The organism is Faecalimonas sp. LCP19S3_D12 (assembly GCF_052121495.1).
Classification (GTDB): domain Bacteria; phylum Bacillota; class Clostridia; order Lachnospirales; family Lachnospiraceae; genus Faecalimonas.
The window spans coordinates 39,977-54,879 of sequence record NZ_JBQKED010000021.1; the positions used below are offsets into that span (position 1 = coordinate 39,977).

General features: G+C 37.7%; 18 protein-coding genes and 2 pseudogenes. 2 read left to right on the forward strand and 18 right to left on the reverse strand.

The genetic code is table 11. The features are described 5' to 3' along the window. From nrdD to dhaK, 17 genes and pseudogenes are all read right to left on the reverse strand, one after another. Window positions 1-2,121 carry an anaerobic ribonucleoside-triphosphate reductase gene (nrdD, locus tag ACTQXY_RS08095; protein ID WP_441659060.1) on the reverse strand — a complete coding sequence of 707 codons (2,121 nt, stop codon included), beginning with the start codon at window positions 2,119-2,121 and terminating at the stop codon, window positions 1-3. A 187-nt stretch (window positions 2,122-2,308) separates the two neighbouring features. Next, a complete protein-coding gene (locus tag ACTQXY_RS08100; RefSeq protein WP_441659061.1) occupies window positions 2,309-2,950 on the reverse strand; it encodes a DUF7010 family protein in 642 nt (213 codons plus the stop codon). Continuing rightward, on the reverse strand, window positions 2,940-3,407 hold the full coding sequence (locus ACTQXY_RS08105; RefSeq protein WP_441659062.1) for a hypothetical protein: 468 nt from the start codon (window positions 3,405-3,407) through the stop codon (window positions 2,940-2,942). Before ACTQXY_RS08105 ends, ACTQXY_RS08100 begins: the two co-directional genes overlap by 11 nt. Before the next feature lie 10 nt (window positions 3,408-3,417). Further along, the gene (locus ACTQXY_RS08110) at window positions 3,418-3,852 is read right to left on the reverse strand and encodes a LytTR family transcriptional regulator DNA-binding domain-containing protein (RefSeq protein ID WP_441659063.1); all 435 of its coding nucleotides are present in this window, start codon (window positions 3,850-3,852) and stop codon (window positions 3,418-3,420) included. 269 nt (window positions 3,853-4,121) lie between these two features. Next, window positions 4,122-4,358 (reverse strand): annotated as a pseudogene (locus tag ACTQXY_RS08115) (TnpV protein); the annotation flags it as partial. Between the two features lie 95 nt (window positions 4,359-4,453). Further along, window positions 4,454-4,878 (reverse strand): annotated as a pseudogene (locus ACTQXY_RS08120) (replication initiation factor domain-containing protein); the annotation flags it as partial. Between the two features lie 134 nt (window positions 4,879-5,012). Then, window positions 5,013-5,120, reverse strand: a complete 108-nt coding sequence (locus ACTQXY_RS08125; RefSeq protein ID WP_441659077.1) for a helix-turn-helix domain-containing protein — start codon at window positions 5,118-5,120, stop codon at window positions 5,013-5,015. Then, window positions 5,117-6,019: a penicillin-binding transpeptidase domain-containing protein gene (locus tag ACTQXY_RS08130; RefSeq protein WP_441659064.1), complete on the reverse strand. Its 903-nt coding sequence runs from the start codon at window positions 6,017-6,019 to the stop codon at window positions 5,117-5,119. The genes ACTQXY_RS08125 and ACTQXY_RS08130 overlap by 4 nt, the downstream gene beginning before the upstream one ends. Before the next feature lie 52 nt (window positions 6,020-6,071). After that, window positions 6,072-6,371: a hypothetical protein gene (locus ACTQXY_RS08135; RefSeq protein WP_441659065.1), complete on the reverse strand. Its 300-nt coding sequence runs from the start codon at window positions 6,369-6,371 to the stop codon at window positions 6,072-6,074. 447 nt (window positions 6,372-6,818) lie between these two features. Beyond that, window positions 6,819-7,739: a homoserine O-acetyltransferase MetA gene (metA, locus tag ACTQXY_RS08140; protein WP_441659066.1), complete on the reverse strand. Its 921-nt coding sequence runs from the start codon at window positions 7,737-7,739 to the stop codon at window positions 6,819-6,821. 3 nt (window positions 7,740-7,742) lie between these two features. Then, window positions 7,743-9,095: an AI-2E family transporter gene (locus ACTQXY_RS08145; protein ID WP_441659067.1), complete on the reverse strand. Its 1,353-nt coding sequence runs from the start codon at window positions 9,093-9,095 to the stop codon at window positions 7,743-7,745. 89 nt (window positions 9,096-9,184) lie between these two features. Beyond that, the gene (locus tag ACTQXY_RS08150; protein ID WP_441659068.1) at window positions 9,185-9,502 is read right to left on the reverse strand and encodes a DUF1540 domain-containing protein; all 318 of its coding nucleotides are present in this window, start codon (window positions 9,500-9,502) and stop codon (window positions 9,185-9,187) included. A gap of 70 nt (window positions 9,503-9,572) precedes the next feature. Beyond that, window positions 9,573-10,322: an ElyC/SanA/YdcF family protein gene (locus ACTQXY_RS08155; RefSeq protein WP_441659069.1), complete on the reverse strand. Its 750-nt coding sequence runs from the start codon at window positions 10,320-10,322 to the stop codon at window positions 9,573-9,575. Window positions 10,323-10,325: 3 nt separating this feature from the next. Continuing rightward, window positions 10,326-10,826: an SEC-C metal-binding domain-containing protein gene (locus ACTQXY_RS08160; protein ID WP_441659070.1), complete on the reverse strand. Its 501-nt coding sequence runs from the start codon at window positions 10,824-10,826 to the stop codon at window positions 10,326-10,328. A gap of 109 nt (window positions 10,827-10,935) precedes the next feature. After that, window positions 10,936-11,316 carry a dihydroxyacetone kinase phosphoryl donor subunit DhaM gene (dhaM, locus tag ACTQXY_RS08165; RefSeq protein ID WP_441659071.1) on the reverse strand — a complete coding sequence of 127 codons (381 nt, stop codon included), beginning with the start codon at window positions 11,314-11,316 and terminating at the stop codon, window positions 10,936-10,938. 11 nt (window positions 11,317-11,327) lie between these two features. Beyond that, window positions 11,328-11,951, reverse strand: coding sequence for a dihydroxyacetone kinase subunit DhaL (gene dhaL / locus ACTQXY_RS08170; protein ID WP_441659072.1), 624 nt, complete (start codon window positions 11,949-11,951; stop codon window positions 11,328-11,330). Window positions 11,952-11,972: 21 nt separating this feature from the next. Continuing rightward, window positions 11,973-12,962 carry a dihydroxyacetone kinase subunit DhaK gene (gene dhaK, locus ACTQXY_RS08175; RefSeq protein WP_441659073.1) on the reverse strand — a complete coding sequence of 330 codons (990 nt, stop codon included), beginning with the start codon at window positions 12,960-12,962 and terminating at the stop codon, window positions 11,973-11,975. 173 nt (window positions 12,963-13,135) lie between these two features. Here dhaK and ACTQXY_RS08180 point away from each other — a divergent pair, with 173 nt between their 5' ends. Next, window positions 13,136-13,342 carry a hypothetical protein gene (locus ACTQXY_RS08180; RefSeq protein ID WP_441659074.1) on the forward strand — a complete coding sequence of 69 codons (207 nt, stop codon included), beginning with the start codon at window positions 13,136-13,138 and terminating at the stop codon, window positions 13,340-13,342. A 7-nt stretch (window positions 13,343-13,349) separates the two neighbouring features. Here ACTQXY_RS08180 and ACTQXY_RS08185 read toward each other — a convergent pair whose 3' ends face one another. Then, window positions 13,350-13,496 (reverse strand): hypothetical protein, encoded by a 147-nt coding sequence (locus tag ACTQXY_RS08185; RefSeq protein ID WP_022250312.1) that lies wholly within the window; start codon window positions 13,494-13,496, stop codon window positions 13,350-13,352. Window positions 13,497-13,768: 272 nt separating this feature from the next. Between ACTQXY_RS08185 and asnA the strand changes: the two genes are divergently transcribed. Continuing rightward, complete coding sequence (gene asnA / locus ACTQXY_RS08190) at window positions 13,769-14,779, forward strand: aspartate--ammonia ligase (protein ID WP_441659075.1); 1,011 nt, start codon at window positions 13,769-13,771, stop codon at window positions 14,777-14,779. Window positions 14,780-14,903: the final 124 nt, after the last annotated feature.

Genomic DNA, 14,903 nt, shown 5'->3' on the forward strand with positions numbered 1-14,903 from the left:
TTACATGCTCTTCCTTTCCGCTATTTCCGCCATTTTTGCGTCGTTTAGACGTGTATCCCCCTTGACGCGGGAGTAGGATAAATATCCATTCATACGCTCAATCTTTGTCAAGTTAGTACTTCCGCATTCCGGGCATACATCCATCGACAATTCTTCATGTCCACAGTCATCACAATATGCAAGCGACAGATTAACCCCCTCATAGAATCCCATATCCATCGCTCTTCTCACAAGCGATTTGATTGCTTCTTTATTATAGTTAATCGGATATTTGACATACTGGATCTTTCCACCGTTACTCAAATCCCAAAAACGTCCTTCTAAATCCTGTTTTTCAATCGGCGTAATATCTTCTGTCACATGACAGTGGAAACTGTTGCTTACATATTCTCTGTCTGATACATTCTCAATAATACCATATTTTTTACGGAACTGCTGAACCTGCACTCCACACAGATTCTCTGCAGGTGTTCCATAAATTGCATATAAGTGACCATCTTCTTCTTTGAACTGATTGACTTTCTTATTAATATATTCTAGTACTTCAAGTGCAAACGCCCCATCTTCTACCAACGATTTTTTATTGTGCAGCTGCTGCAATTCATTGAAGGCTGTGATTCCGAACGATGCAGTTGCTGATTTTAACAACGGTTTGATCTTGTCATACAGTCCCAAATGTCCACCATAGAAACCACCTTCACAATAAGCAAGCGGGTTCGTTGACGCCTTCATCTCTCCAAGATAATCATATGTGCGGATATGAAGCTGACGAATCAGTTCCAGATAATAATCAAGCACCTCATAGAAATCTCTGCTTTCCTGTTTTGCTTTTGCATAAATCATAGGTAAATGCAGACTCACAGCACCAATGTTAAAACGCCCCACAAATACCGGCGTATCATTTTCATCTGCCGGAGTCATACCGCCTCTTTCATACCATGGTGAAAGGAATGCACGGCATCCCATTGGGCTGATAATCTTTCCGTATTGCTTGTACATACTTGCAACATAACCTTTTCCGGTCAGACTCAGCCAGTCCGGATACATTGTCTTTCTGGAACATTCAATTCCGGCTTCAAACACATCCTCCAATGGTTTCCCCGGTCCATGAAGGTTCTCGTCATATAAAAACACAAGTTTCGGGAAGAGTACCGGTTTCTTATGTCCTTCTTTCCCCTGTCCTTCCTGACGCACCTGAAGCATCTTAATCGTGGCAAGTTTTCCATACTTCGAAGTGTTCGTTCCAGCTGTCACTGTGATAAATGGATAATCTCCGCGGCTTGATGATACGGAATTGAATTTATATTCCCATCCCTGGAATCCCTGTTCCATCTCTTTTTCCAGATCTTTCCACGCCACTTCCTCAGCTTTTTCTTTCGGCAATCCTAAAGATATATATTTCTCCAAATGCTTTTTATAAGATTTCTCTGCATATGGCTCTAAAATATCATCCACGCTTGGCACTGTAAATCCGCCATACTGCTGGCTCGCAGCACTTAACACGATATCCCCAATTACATCAAATGCTGTATCCAATGTCTTCGGCTCATTATACCAAAGATTTCCCATCTCAAATCCGCCACTCAAAACATTCTGCACATCAAACAGACAGCAGTTCATCGTGTCTCTTCTCGCAGACATATCATGAATGTAAATATAACCTTCGCGAATTGCCTGAATCTCTTCCACAGTCAGGAAAAATTTCTTATAAAGCTCTTTGTTCAGTTCATTAAAAATCAAACTTCTTTTTGTAGACACAAGCGCACTGTCTGTATTACTGTTCTCTTTGTCTCCGATGTACATGATAGACTGGCTTTTTTTGTAAACCTCATCTAACATCTGAACAAAATCCTGCTTATAATTGCGGTAGTCTCTATAACTTTTTGCAACAGTCGGATTGACTTTTTCAAGAGCCCCCTCCACAACGTTGTGCATCTGTGCGATGCGTATCTCTTCTGTGTCCATCTTTTCTACTTCTTCTTCTACAAACTGGCAAATAAATTGCAGCTCCTCATCTGTAAACTTAATCAACGCACGATATGCTGATTTATTGACGGCAACAACAACTTTCTGTACGTTAAACTCTTCTTTTGTCCCATCTTTTTTGATTACTCTGATCATCCGTCTCTTCCTTTCTGTTTTATATTATCATCTATATTTAGTGTTGTTCTAAGCTCAAATCACTATATACAGTATTTCTACGTAATATTAATACTATCACTCTGATTGTCTTTCGTCAAATCGGAATAATAGACAAAAATATTAGATTCTCTCTTCCATATTTTTGGATAAAAAAATAGGCCGTCATCTATTGACAGCCATTTTCAAGTATTTCGTCTTCTATTTCCGTAAATGCCCCCGTTTCTCCATTAGAATCTAAATCTGTTTTACCATAAAACCTAACTTTCTTATTTTCAATGATTAGTAAAAAGCAAAGAATTATCTCTGTGATTAGCATAAATACCGCTATATAATATGTTGGAGCATATACCCCAAGCAACAATACAATAATCGGTATCATAATAGAAAAAACATAATATGTTTTTGATTGATATAGCCAACCATATGGTAAAAGATGGGCACCGAAAATCATAGTATAAACCATCAACATTTTTTCTGGCATAAACGCACATACCCACATAGCAATCAATATATAAAGCATTTGATTAAGTGAAATAAGCAAGCCCAATCCTGAAAGTGGATTTTCTTTATTTTGAAAATCAATTTTCAAAATTTTCGAGAGTAAAAAAGCCAACGGAACTAATGGTGTTGAACAGCAAAAGGTGAATAAATTTTTTGACATAATCGGCAATGAGGATATATGGATACCTAAGACTGCTACCCAAATGAAAACAGAAGCAACAATAAAATGCAACCCTCTTTTTTGTTTTCTTATATTATCTTCTCTCAGCTCTTGCAATGTTGATACTAACTCTTTTCTATTTCCCATTTGCTTTTCTCCTTTGTTGTTGATACTTTACCAAAGCTTGCGTATAAATTTCTCCTTGTTTATTGCTATACCACTGGTATATTGCAATACAAATGAAATAAAGAACACATATAATTCCGATAAAAACTAACCACTGAATAAATGTTCCTATACCGCTAAAAAATCCAATCCAATAGAAGTTTAGACACTCATATAAGCTAAACAATACCATAAAGCAGGTTAACCTTTTTGTGAAAGCCCAATTTTTAATAAAAACCTTTGTAAAAAGAATATTAAAAATCAACACGCCACCAATCACAAAAAATAGTAATTTAGTTAACATACTTACTGAAATTTGTTGCTGATTGGAAATATGACAATATGCTATCCAGATGATAAGAAGCCACGTCGTGCAAAAAGCAATCCCATTTCTCATCCAAATGAAAAATTTTATGATATCATTTTTGTTGTTTTTCATTGCTATCCTCCTATATTGATAATAGTTTCCGCACAAACGGTACATATTTTCTGGAAATATATAATAACTCTCCATTACACAGCGTTACTAAAATGGTGCGATTTAACTCTGGTTTTAGGGAACGTATTTTATTTATGTTTATAATAAGTGACTTTGAAATTCGGACAAAGTCTTTATCGGATAAAATTTCCTCCAGTTCATATAACCTTTGTTTGATTTCCATAACATCTTCCTCCGTGTATAGAAAGGTATGATTATCTACAGATTCGAAGTATAATACTTCTGATGAATTTACCAAAAATTGCGTACCGTCTTTTTGGGCATACAATTTATTATCAAATGATTCGATATGCGATTTTAATCTCATAATTTCATCATCAATTTTATTGCACTGAATGATTACGCTTAATGTTTCTTTTATGTGTTCAATAATCTGAATATCCATATCGCACCTCCTCCAATTATTATAATCATTCGTATCATTTTCTCAACTGCTTTGTTGTAAGAGGTACAAAATTTAGCGTTAAAATGCCATTAAATGAGCAAACGGAGTATCCCCCTTACCTGCTGTCTATAACAGATGCAGATATTAAGTAATGTAACGCTTTTGGTGTCAAAGCGGCTTATTTAAGCGGCTCAAAAAAGTATAAAATAGGGCGGGTAAGGAATTATCCCTACCCACCACGGTTTTACTGCTATATGCGTTACAATACTTTAGGTGTAGATGATTTCCTCATTCACAACCTCCATAGCACACGCACGTATGTTATTCATTCGTCCAACCTATTCTAAGGCGTTTTCAGCCTTTAACTGCTCCGTGATACCCTGTGCCTGTTTCATTTGTTCTACAAGTGTTTTAAAGTGTTCCTGCGCCTGCCTGTGAATGTCGGCAAAATAAGTGTTCAGCTTGCCCTCCATCAACATTGTGGTATAGGTAGCTTTTCTCCATTTGCTATGGGAATGGTTAGAAAAGTATGTTGCTCCGTCTTTAAAACTGTTTGCAGAGGTTGGGAAGATAGAGAAGAGAGATTATATTGGTAATCTCATACCTTTTGTAAACTTTTCTTCTGCGGTTGCATGGTAAGTTTGATCTTGCCTATATTTTTCATCAGTTCCGCCCACGCTTGATAGATTGGATAAAGCCTTTTTCGTGTTGTCGTGCTGTCTGTTGGTTTCTCTAAAAATCGTATTTTGCTGTTCCATACTTTTTATTCTGTTCATATCCCTTTTCATAAAATATCAATCTTAAATTACTAGCTGAACTGCCGAGATAAAGACTTCCACCTTTACTCTGAAACACTTCCTCTTTCAGTTCTCCCGAATCATGAAAATCTATCTCCCTTAGTTTTGTGGAAAGCAATCCCTCTTTTGTCCGTATAATCAAATCGGGAATACTCAAATACGGTTTTCTATCGTCGATTGCCAAATCAATTCGCGGAAAATTGATATGATACTGACAAACTCTGTTTAAGTCAAGTCCTCTGCTGTATCATGGTGCTGTTGGCTGTGTCCGTTCCGTCAAGGACTGCCCTACGGCGTATCGGCTACGCCTTGTTTCTTGACATCACAAAAGCCTGCACGAATTTTCTTCAATCCGACAGGCTCTCATTCTTTCACATACTCTATCAATTCTTCTATTCCACAATCTAAGTAACTGCACAGTTTACATATTAGTTGTGTGTCTAATCTCTGAAATTCATTTCTACAATTCAGTCCATCTTATCATTTATTATTTTCAGAGAAATTTCTTTGGCTGTACTGCCCGAAATTTCTCCCGACTTTGAAAGATCGCTAAGATATGTAGCTAAATATATTCTTTGATCATTTGTTTGAATAAAACCTACAAACCACGCTTCTCCATTGGAACCAGAACCAGTTTTTCCGTAGATTTTTTGCGTTTCATCATTTTGAATCAACATAATTTCTTTGACTGTTTCAATTTCTTGACTACTATAAATACTTTGACCATCAAATATTTTTTCCAAAACTTTCACTTGTTGTAAAGGTGAAATTTTCAATGAAGAATTTAGCCAAAAGCCATTCAATTCTTCATACGGATTTATATTACTGCCTTCCCACTCAGAAATATCTTTATTCCCATAGTCCAACTTATTTAACTCATTTTGAATTTCATTTTTTCCTACTGCATTAATAACCTGACGAAAATACCAAATACATGATGTTTGAAATGCTTCCTTCAAAGTTAAGTTTTTATTCCATTCCAAATTAGGATATTGCGTTCCATTGTAATTCATAGTTGATGTTTCATCCTTAATGACATTATTATGAATACCAGCTAATGCAGAAATAATCTTAAAGGTTGAATACGGAGAAGCCTCCTGTTTCGCCAAGTCCTCGTTATAAAAATAACATGTATTTTCTATTGGATTATATATTACTGCACAACCCTTTATCCCATTAAAATAATTACTTAAATCAATAATTTCTTCTGTGATATTTTCTTTTTCATTACTAACTGCATTTTTATTATCCGTTTCTGATTGTTCCGATTGCTTTGTTACTGTAGGCATTTCGCCATCTTCTTTTCCTGAACATCCAAATAAAAACGCTGAGCATAATAGTAAAAATACTAATGAAATTTTTTTCATCATAAATCTCCCTTACAACTTAAAGTTTACATATCCATATACTATTGAAATCTAATCACTTCTTTTCCAGTGTATCTTCAATAATCTCAATTCCTCGGTTAACAAAGCTAATTTTTATCTCGTTTAAATCTTTTCCCTTTTCTAAAATAGACACATAAGCTATTCCTAACTGGTCATCCGCTGTTGGTGTAGGATTTCCCATCAATGTTGTCCATTCTATATCTACATCTGATTTTGAAATGCTCGTATTAAATTCAATTTCATATTGAAGTGGCTCAAAAAAATTAGAATTAGATTTCGCATTAACTAAAATCCTATTATTTTCATCTTGATATATTTCTATAGTATACTTCACAACATCCTCTTTGTTGTTAACGTAGTCCTCGTTTGGAGATATTGTTTCTTCACATACTAATTTCATATTTTGAGTTGATACTAAATTATCGGTTTTTCAATATCTTTTGAAGAACAACCTGCTAAGCTGAAAATCAATAAAAATATAGAACAGACTAAACATATTTTATTCCTTATTTTCATTGTCAACACCTCTAATTTGTTTATTTCTGCCATTCTATCACATTTCCTAGTCTTTAGCATTACTTTTCTCAAAAATTTAAGGGCATATTGCAAAACACAACATACCCTCATAATATTGTTTCAAAAGACAATTTATATCATATTTTTTGTACTCCCATAAGGGCTTTTCTATACTCCCTTTGTACTCCCAATTTCACGATATTGCCCGATATTTCACATCATTTTACGATATTCTGACTTTTCAACAAATCCCTTAAGTCCCGCATTAGAATGGTGTTCCGTCCAAGTTATACGGTGTCACCTGATATACATAATAATTGACCCAGTTTGTATACAAGTTATTCGCGTGTGAGCGCCATGTCAAAAGCGGTCTTTTCGTATCATCATCTTCCTCATAATAATTTTCCGGGATTTTAATTGGAAGTCCTTTTGCCTTATCGCGTTTATACTCTTTATCTAGAGTCACCCTATCATATTCCGGATGTCCCATTACAAATATCTGCTTACCATCCAAAGACATTGTCAGAAATACGCCTGCTTCTTCAGATTCTGCAAGGATTATCAACTGCTCTTCGTTCTCAATAGCTTCTGTCGGAACTATTGTATGACGAGAATGTGGTGCGTAAAACACATCATCAAATCCTCTCACCAATGGAATTTTCCGATTTTTTACATGATGCTCAAACACGCCAAATACCTTTGCATCCAACGATACTTTATCAATCCCATAATGATAGTAAAGTCCCGCCTGAGCTCCCCAGCACAAATGCATTGTAGATGTCACATGTGTGTTCGTCCATTCCATGATTTCTTTCAGTTCCTCCCAGTAATCAACCTCTTCAAACGGCATCTGTTCTACCGGAGCACCTGTGATGATAAAGCCATCAAATCTCTGATCTTTGATTTCCTCAAACGGCACATAAAATTTGTTGAGATGGCTGGTTGATGTATTTTTAGATTCATGACTAGACACATTTACAAAAATCACATCTACCTGCAATGGTGTATTCGACAGTGATCTTAAAATCTGAAGTTCCGTATCTTCCTTCAATGGCATCAGATTCAATAACCCAATTTTAATCGGACGGATATCTTGATGCATCGCACGGTGTTCATCCATCACAAATATATTTTCCTGTTCCAGTATTTCTTTTACTGGCAAATCATTTTGTACACGAATCGGCATAAATTATTCTCCTTTTTCTTCACATTCAATAAATTCTCCTTCATCATTCACATAGCTTTCACTGCCATACCTCTCAGATGATGTTGGAAGTTTTTTGCGCTCCAACTTTTGGTTGATAAATATTTGCGCAATATAATACAAGACAGCAAAGGTCGGCACTCCCATAATCATTCCGACAAATCCAAAAAGTCCTCCTCCAAGCAGGATGGAAAAGACAACCCAAAAAGCGGACAGACCGGTAGAATCTCCCAAAATCTTCGGTCCAATGATATTCCCATCAATTTGCTGCAAAATCAGTATAAAAATAGCAAAATACAACCCCTGTATCGGTTCCGCAATCATAATCAGAATCGTACTCGGTATTGCTCCAATATAAGGTCCAAAAAACGGAATTACGTTCGTCACTCCGACAATCACGCTGACAATAAGAGTATACGGCATATTCATAATGCTAAGTGCTATAAAACATAACACCCCGATAATCGCAGAATCGATAATCTTTCCAATGATAAATCCACCAAAAATCTCGTTGCTCTTTTTCGTAATGTGAAGCGCCATGTTAGCGTGATCCGGCTTCATCAGTGCGTACACAATTTTTTTGCACTGACCGGAAAACAGTTCCTTGCTAAACAGTACGTATACAGAGACAATAAATCCGATTAACACATTCATGATCTCACTGACAACATTGATTACTCCCACCGTCAGATTTGACATCAAAGTGTTCGCCTGTTGAAGTAAATCCGTCTTCAGCCAGTTTTCCACCGCATCTGTTCCCTCTGTGATGATATTCTTCAGCATCGTATCCAAAGTTGAGTTACTGATTAAAAATGCATTCATATCTTGTGCCCAATTATTCATCTGCTCCGGAAGTGTCACAATCAAATCTCGGATGCTTTTGTACAATTCCGGAATCAGCATATTACACAGTGCCACAATCACAAACACAGAAAAAATCAAAGCTGTAAAGATTCCGGTTCCCCGTCCGATTTTATGTGCCGTTTCTTTTTTCTTTAGTTTTTTCTCCAAAAAAGGAGTAAGATGTCTTTCTACCAATTTCACAATCGGATTCAAAAGATATGCAATCACAAGACCATATATAATTGGTTTTAATATCTGAAATATCTTTTCAAAAATATTAGAAATTCCATTAAATCGCAAAAATGCAAAATAAAAAACAATACTTGCTGCAACAACAAGAAATGCGGTCATTCCTTTTCCAAACTGCTGTCTTAATTTTGAAGGACCTTTATTTCGAAACTGAGGTCTTTTATCATGATACGTTTTCGTTTCCTTTGAATTTTCCATAATATGTATTCGAATCCTTTCCTCTCCCAATTTACATCTACGCTCCATTATAACGCCACCTTCTTAGAATCGTCAACAAGAACACAATTAAGGGCGCAGTAAAAGTTTCAAACCTTTACTGCGCCCAACCTCATTCACTATTTGCTGCATTCAAAACTTGCACATTCAGTCTCACCGCATTTGCATGCGTTGCTGCCCTCCACGCTGATCTTCCCTGCATGGCATTTACACGCATTGTTATACATACATTCAACCGCTTTGCAATCGATATTGCTTGTCGGAGACGCCTCACCTGTTACATTGCTGTAAGAATCTCCTTTTCGCTCCACGAAACTTCCGCAGCACGTCTCATCCGACTTCTTTGCGGAATCCCCCTGAACCTCAATTGCATCAAGATCACAATAAAATTGTTTATTGTGTGTACATGTCTGTACTGTACATTTCAATTCTGGCATGATCATACCTCCTTATATTTTCTAAATTATATCAGAGATAGTATTTCACACTCGTTTTCATTTTATACATTTACTCTTCGTCCATCTTGTGCTTTCGCAGTCTCAGAAACAGAGCAAGCACTGCAAAGAATTCTCTCACCATATAATTGGGAAATACAGCAAGATTACTGCTTGCTGTAAGCGCATAAACTTTTCTGTATCCGATTGATTTTGCCAATTTCACAGCTCGGTAAATATGAAAGTTATTTGTAACAATTCCTATTTTATCCTGTCTCTCATCATCTATAAAAGCAAGACTTTTTCTCAGATTCTCATATGTTGACGTCGATTTTTCTTCCAGGCAGATTCTGGTTGTATCAATCCCACAATTTTCCAAATATTCTGCCATCGCTTCTGCCTCCGCGATATCCTCACCTTTCCCTCTGCCTCCCGATACGATTACAATCGTCTCTGGATTCTCATTGAGATAACGGATTCCACGGTCAAGCCTTCTTTTTAATGCCTCAGTCACTCTTTTCCCGCGAATCTGCGCCCCTAAAATAATAATGTATCTCAAATTTTTCGGAACAACCGATATCATCGCACAAAGAATCAGCACTTCCACACAGAAAAAAATCATCCACAGAACAATAAAAACACCGGTCAAAATATACTCAAACCAAATCGGAATTTCCCTGGTCAGTATTCCTATTCCGATATTCGCCACCCCAAACACCGCCCAGAACCACGTAAATGTTCCATTCCATCGCTTCGTATACCACACAACAAATCCATAATATAGGATACTTAAAATTCCAAGTGCAATGAATCCTGATGCCATAGACTATTTACCGCAGCATTTTTTATATTTTTTCCCGCTTCCGCATGGACAAGGATCATTTCTTCCAATTTTCTTTTCTTTGCGGACTGTTCCTGAATTTTTCTGTTCTTTATACAATTCTCTCTTGCGTTCCGGTGTAAAGATGTTATTCCACTGCGGTAATTCATACAACCAGTCAGCTTTTGCATCCACCATATTCTTATATAACTTTTCCTTGTCAAAGATCAGGTTTACAACTGTATCTTCTTCCATTGTCTCAATTGGATTCTCTTCTTTTAAGCTTTCATTGATTCCATCCAAAAATCCTGTCATTGTAAACACGTCAATTTCATACTTTTCTGCAAGTTCTTTGACTGTTCCTTTTACTTCCTCATCCGGATTTGTCAATAATTTCTCATAGATATTTTTTTCAATTTGAAAATAGGTTCCCCAAAATTTTTGTAATGCTGCACGATCCATCTCCTTTGAATATGCAACTGCTCTCCATTCTTCTAATAATGCCATGTTTATAACTCCTTTGTATTTTCATTCTTATCGCTTTATTATATCTCATTTTTCTTCATAAAACAAGCATACCGAAACTGTTTTTTCTCAGTATGCTTTGTTTTACACTTTAAAATTTAGAAACTGTTTTTGCTTCCAATGCATTTTGTTTCACTTCTCCAAAATCAGCTCCTGCGGATGCGGCAACTGTGGCCGCCACTGCTCCTTCTACAATCGGGCAGTCTATCATCTCAATTTTCTTGTCAGTCATCTCCTCCAGAACCATCTCTGTTGTCATAACAGCACTGCCCATATCCATCATCACAAGCACTCCGTCTTCGGAATAAACGTCCTCGATTGCCTGATATATTTTTTCATAACTCGTCCCGAGTGTTCCGTCATCCATACCTCCCGCCGCACGAATAAGCGCTTCCGGAGCCATCATCTTTGTAAACTCCACAATGCTGTCCGCCAACTCTCGACTATGAGATACAATTACAATTCCTACCATGCTTACCCTCCTTACAGACTTTTTGCAATCACGCTTAGTATTAATGTAAACGAAGTAGCTCCCGGATCCTGATGCCCAATACTGCGTTCTCCCAAATAGCTTGCTCTTCCCTTTGTGGCAATGATAGTCTTCGTATATGCGACACCATCCTCTGCTGCCTCCACTCCTTCCAACAATATTTCTTTCGAATCTTTTGCAGCTTTAAGAGCGCCCTCCATTGCAGCAAGCGCCGGAACCATTGCATCCAGCATCGTCTTTTCACCGGTTGTGGATTTGCCGCGCATTTTAACTCCCTCTATGGAAACCTTTAGAATTTCCACAAAACCATTGATGTCCACCGCATCTTTTCCTGCCATCAATTGCCCTGCTTTCATAAATGCAGTCCCATAAAGCGGTCCTGATGCGCCTCCCACCGTAGATACAAGTGTCATTCCAACCGTCTTTAAAATCGTTCCAATATCTTTGTCAGCAAGCGTATCTAACTTTTTTTCCACCTCCTGAAAACCGCGTGAAAGGTTAATTCCATGATCCCCATCACCGATTACATTATCAAGCTCTGTCAGAAACAGTTTTTCTTTCTCAATCGTCTCTCCGATGTTTCTTAAAATCTCAATTACCTTTTGTTGATTCACCATAAGTCGTTCCTTCTTTCTACACTATGCCTTAAATGCGGGTGTATCTGCCTTTGCATCCAGCAGTTTCTTCATCTCATCATCCAGTCTCAACAGAGAAATTGAAAATCCGTCCATTTCAATCGATGTCATATAATTTCCGACAAATGTCTTATATACTTTGATTCCATTCGCAGCAAGTACATCTGGCACATGGTTGTTTACAATAAACAATTCCATAAGAGGTGTTCCTCCTGCGCCGTTGATCAAAACAGCCACTTCGCTATCTGCATAATCAATATCTGCGAGAATCTTTTCCAGCAACATATCTACAATCTCATCTGCGCTTTTCAATGGCTCCCTGTGCGTTCCCGGTTCTCCGTGAATTCCGATTCCTACCTCCATTTCATCGTCACTCAGCTCAAATCCCGGCTTCCCTGCTGCCGGAACCGTGCAAGGCTTGATTGCGATTCCCATGGTTCTCACATTGTCGACCACTTTTTGTGCAACTGCCTGTACCGCTTCAAGTTCTGCACCTTCCTCCGCTTTTGCACCTGCTATTTTATGTACAAAAATCGTTCCTGCTACACCGCGGCGCCCAACTGTATACAAACTGTCCTGAACCGCAACATCATCATTCGTAACAACATATTTGACCGGAATACCGTCCATCTCCGCCATCTCTGCTGCCATCTCAAAATTCATGACATCGCCGGTGTAGTTCTTTACAACCATAAAGACACCTTTGTCCGTCGCTATCGCTTTGATACCTTCATAAATCTGATCCGGCGTCGGAGAAGTAAAGACCGGTCCTGCAACGGCAGCATCCAGCATACCTTCTCCTACAAATCCACCATGTGCCGGCTCATGTCCGCTTCCGCCACCGCTGATCAGAGCAACTTTTCCTTCTTTTTTTCTGGATCTTACCACCACATTTCCGCAATCTAATTTTTTTATATATTGCGGATATGCTTTTGCCATTCCCAAAACCATTTCATTCTCTACCGCATCCACATTGTTTATAATTTTTTTCATTGCCGAAACCTCCTTGATTCTTTACATTTTCACCATTTTGTATAGTTTTTCATCATTTAAAAGCTTCTTTTTTATAGAATATCACCATACAACTCTCTGGTCAATAGTTTCTATTTGCATTTTTGAAAATCTATCGCTATAATCAAACTATCATATATGAGGAGACAATAGTTATGAGTAAGACAAAACGAATTCTTGCGCTCTTAGGCGTTATTCTGTTAGCAGCACTTTATCTGAGCACTCTTTTCTTTGCAATTTTTGATTCACCAAATACAATGTGGCTATTCAAAGCTTCTATTGCTGCGACAATCCTGCTTCCGATTCTTTTATATGCATACACACTGTTTTACAGATTGTCGCACAAGAATAAGGATGACTAACTCTGTGTTACACATATAGCTCTGCCGCAAAAAAGGCAGGGCTTTCTTCTTGTCTGAATTGTCTGTCTTCGATTTCTTTTTGTTTTCGCCTCTTCATCAAGTATTCCTCAATCGATATCATTTCCTGATATTTCTGTTTCTTTTCTTTCTGCATACTAAATTCCTCCATCCATATCTATTTCCAACTTTATCATTATATTCATACTCTTATATGTATATTCCTTTTGAAACAATTTTATTTTATCAGTAAATCATGACTAACTTGTGTCAGTTATATAAAATCTTTCTAACCCAATTCTTAAGTTTTTCTATGCAAATTGCTTATTTTCTCTTGACACATTGCCATTACTGACACTACACTATTACTATCGTTTGTGTGATCTAAAGCCACACGTTCGATAATCTTAGTAAAAAGGAGACTTGCATATGGAACATTTAATCATCCCTAAAGGATACACAGCACCACTTACGATTCGTGAGACAGAAGTTGCAATCAAAGAGATCAAAGACCACTTTGAGCGTGCCCTTGCGAAATCACTGCACCTGACACGTGTATCCGCTCCACTTTTTGTCAAACCGGAGTCTGGACTGAACGACAACTTAAATGGCGTGGAACGTCCAGTAGCTTTTGGGATCAAAGAGCAGAACGACACCCCGGTGGAAATTGTACATTCCCTTGCAAAATGGAAACGCTATGCATTAAAGCGCTATGGTTTTCACTCAGGTGAGGGTTTATATACAGATATGAATGCGATTAGAAGAGACGAGGATACCGATAACATACATTCGATTTATGTCGATCAATGGGATTGGGAAAAAGTAATTTCTAAAGAAGAACGCAATATGGAGACATTGCAGTATACTGTCCGCAAAGTATACGCTGCGCTTCGCGAGACAGAAGAATATATCTCTAGAAGATATAACTACATAGATCCGATTCTTCCGGAAGAGATCACTTTCATCACTTCACAGGAATTGGAGAATCTATATCCTTCTTCCACTCCTAAGGAAAGAGAATATAAGATTGTCAAAGAAAAGGGAGCTGTCTTCATCTCTCAGATCGGAAAAGAATTGATTTCCGGCGAGAAGCACGATGGGCGTGCACCGGATTATGATGACTGGGAATTGAACGGTGATATCATTGTATATTATCCGGTTCTTGACATTGCATTAGAACTTTCTTCTATGGGAATACGCGTTGATGAGGAAGCGTTAGCACGTCAGCTTAACTTGGCCGGCTGTCCGGAACGCGCAGAACTTGATTTCCAAAAAGCTCTTTTGAATCATGAACTTCCATATACAATCGGGGGAGGTCTTGGACAGTCCCGTATTTGTATGTACTGCTTAAGAAAAGCTCATATCGGTGAAGTACAGTCTTCTACATGGCCAGAAGAGATTGTAGACACAGCTTTTGCTAACGGAATTCGGTTATTATAATTTGGGGTACACCTAAAAAATAGGCTTCGCCTATTCAGCTCCCCTTCCCCTCAATCTTGAGGGGTTAGGGGGTTTCTTTTTCTTCCTTTTTCCTGCATAATAGACTTATGAATATCTTACAAAG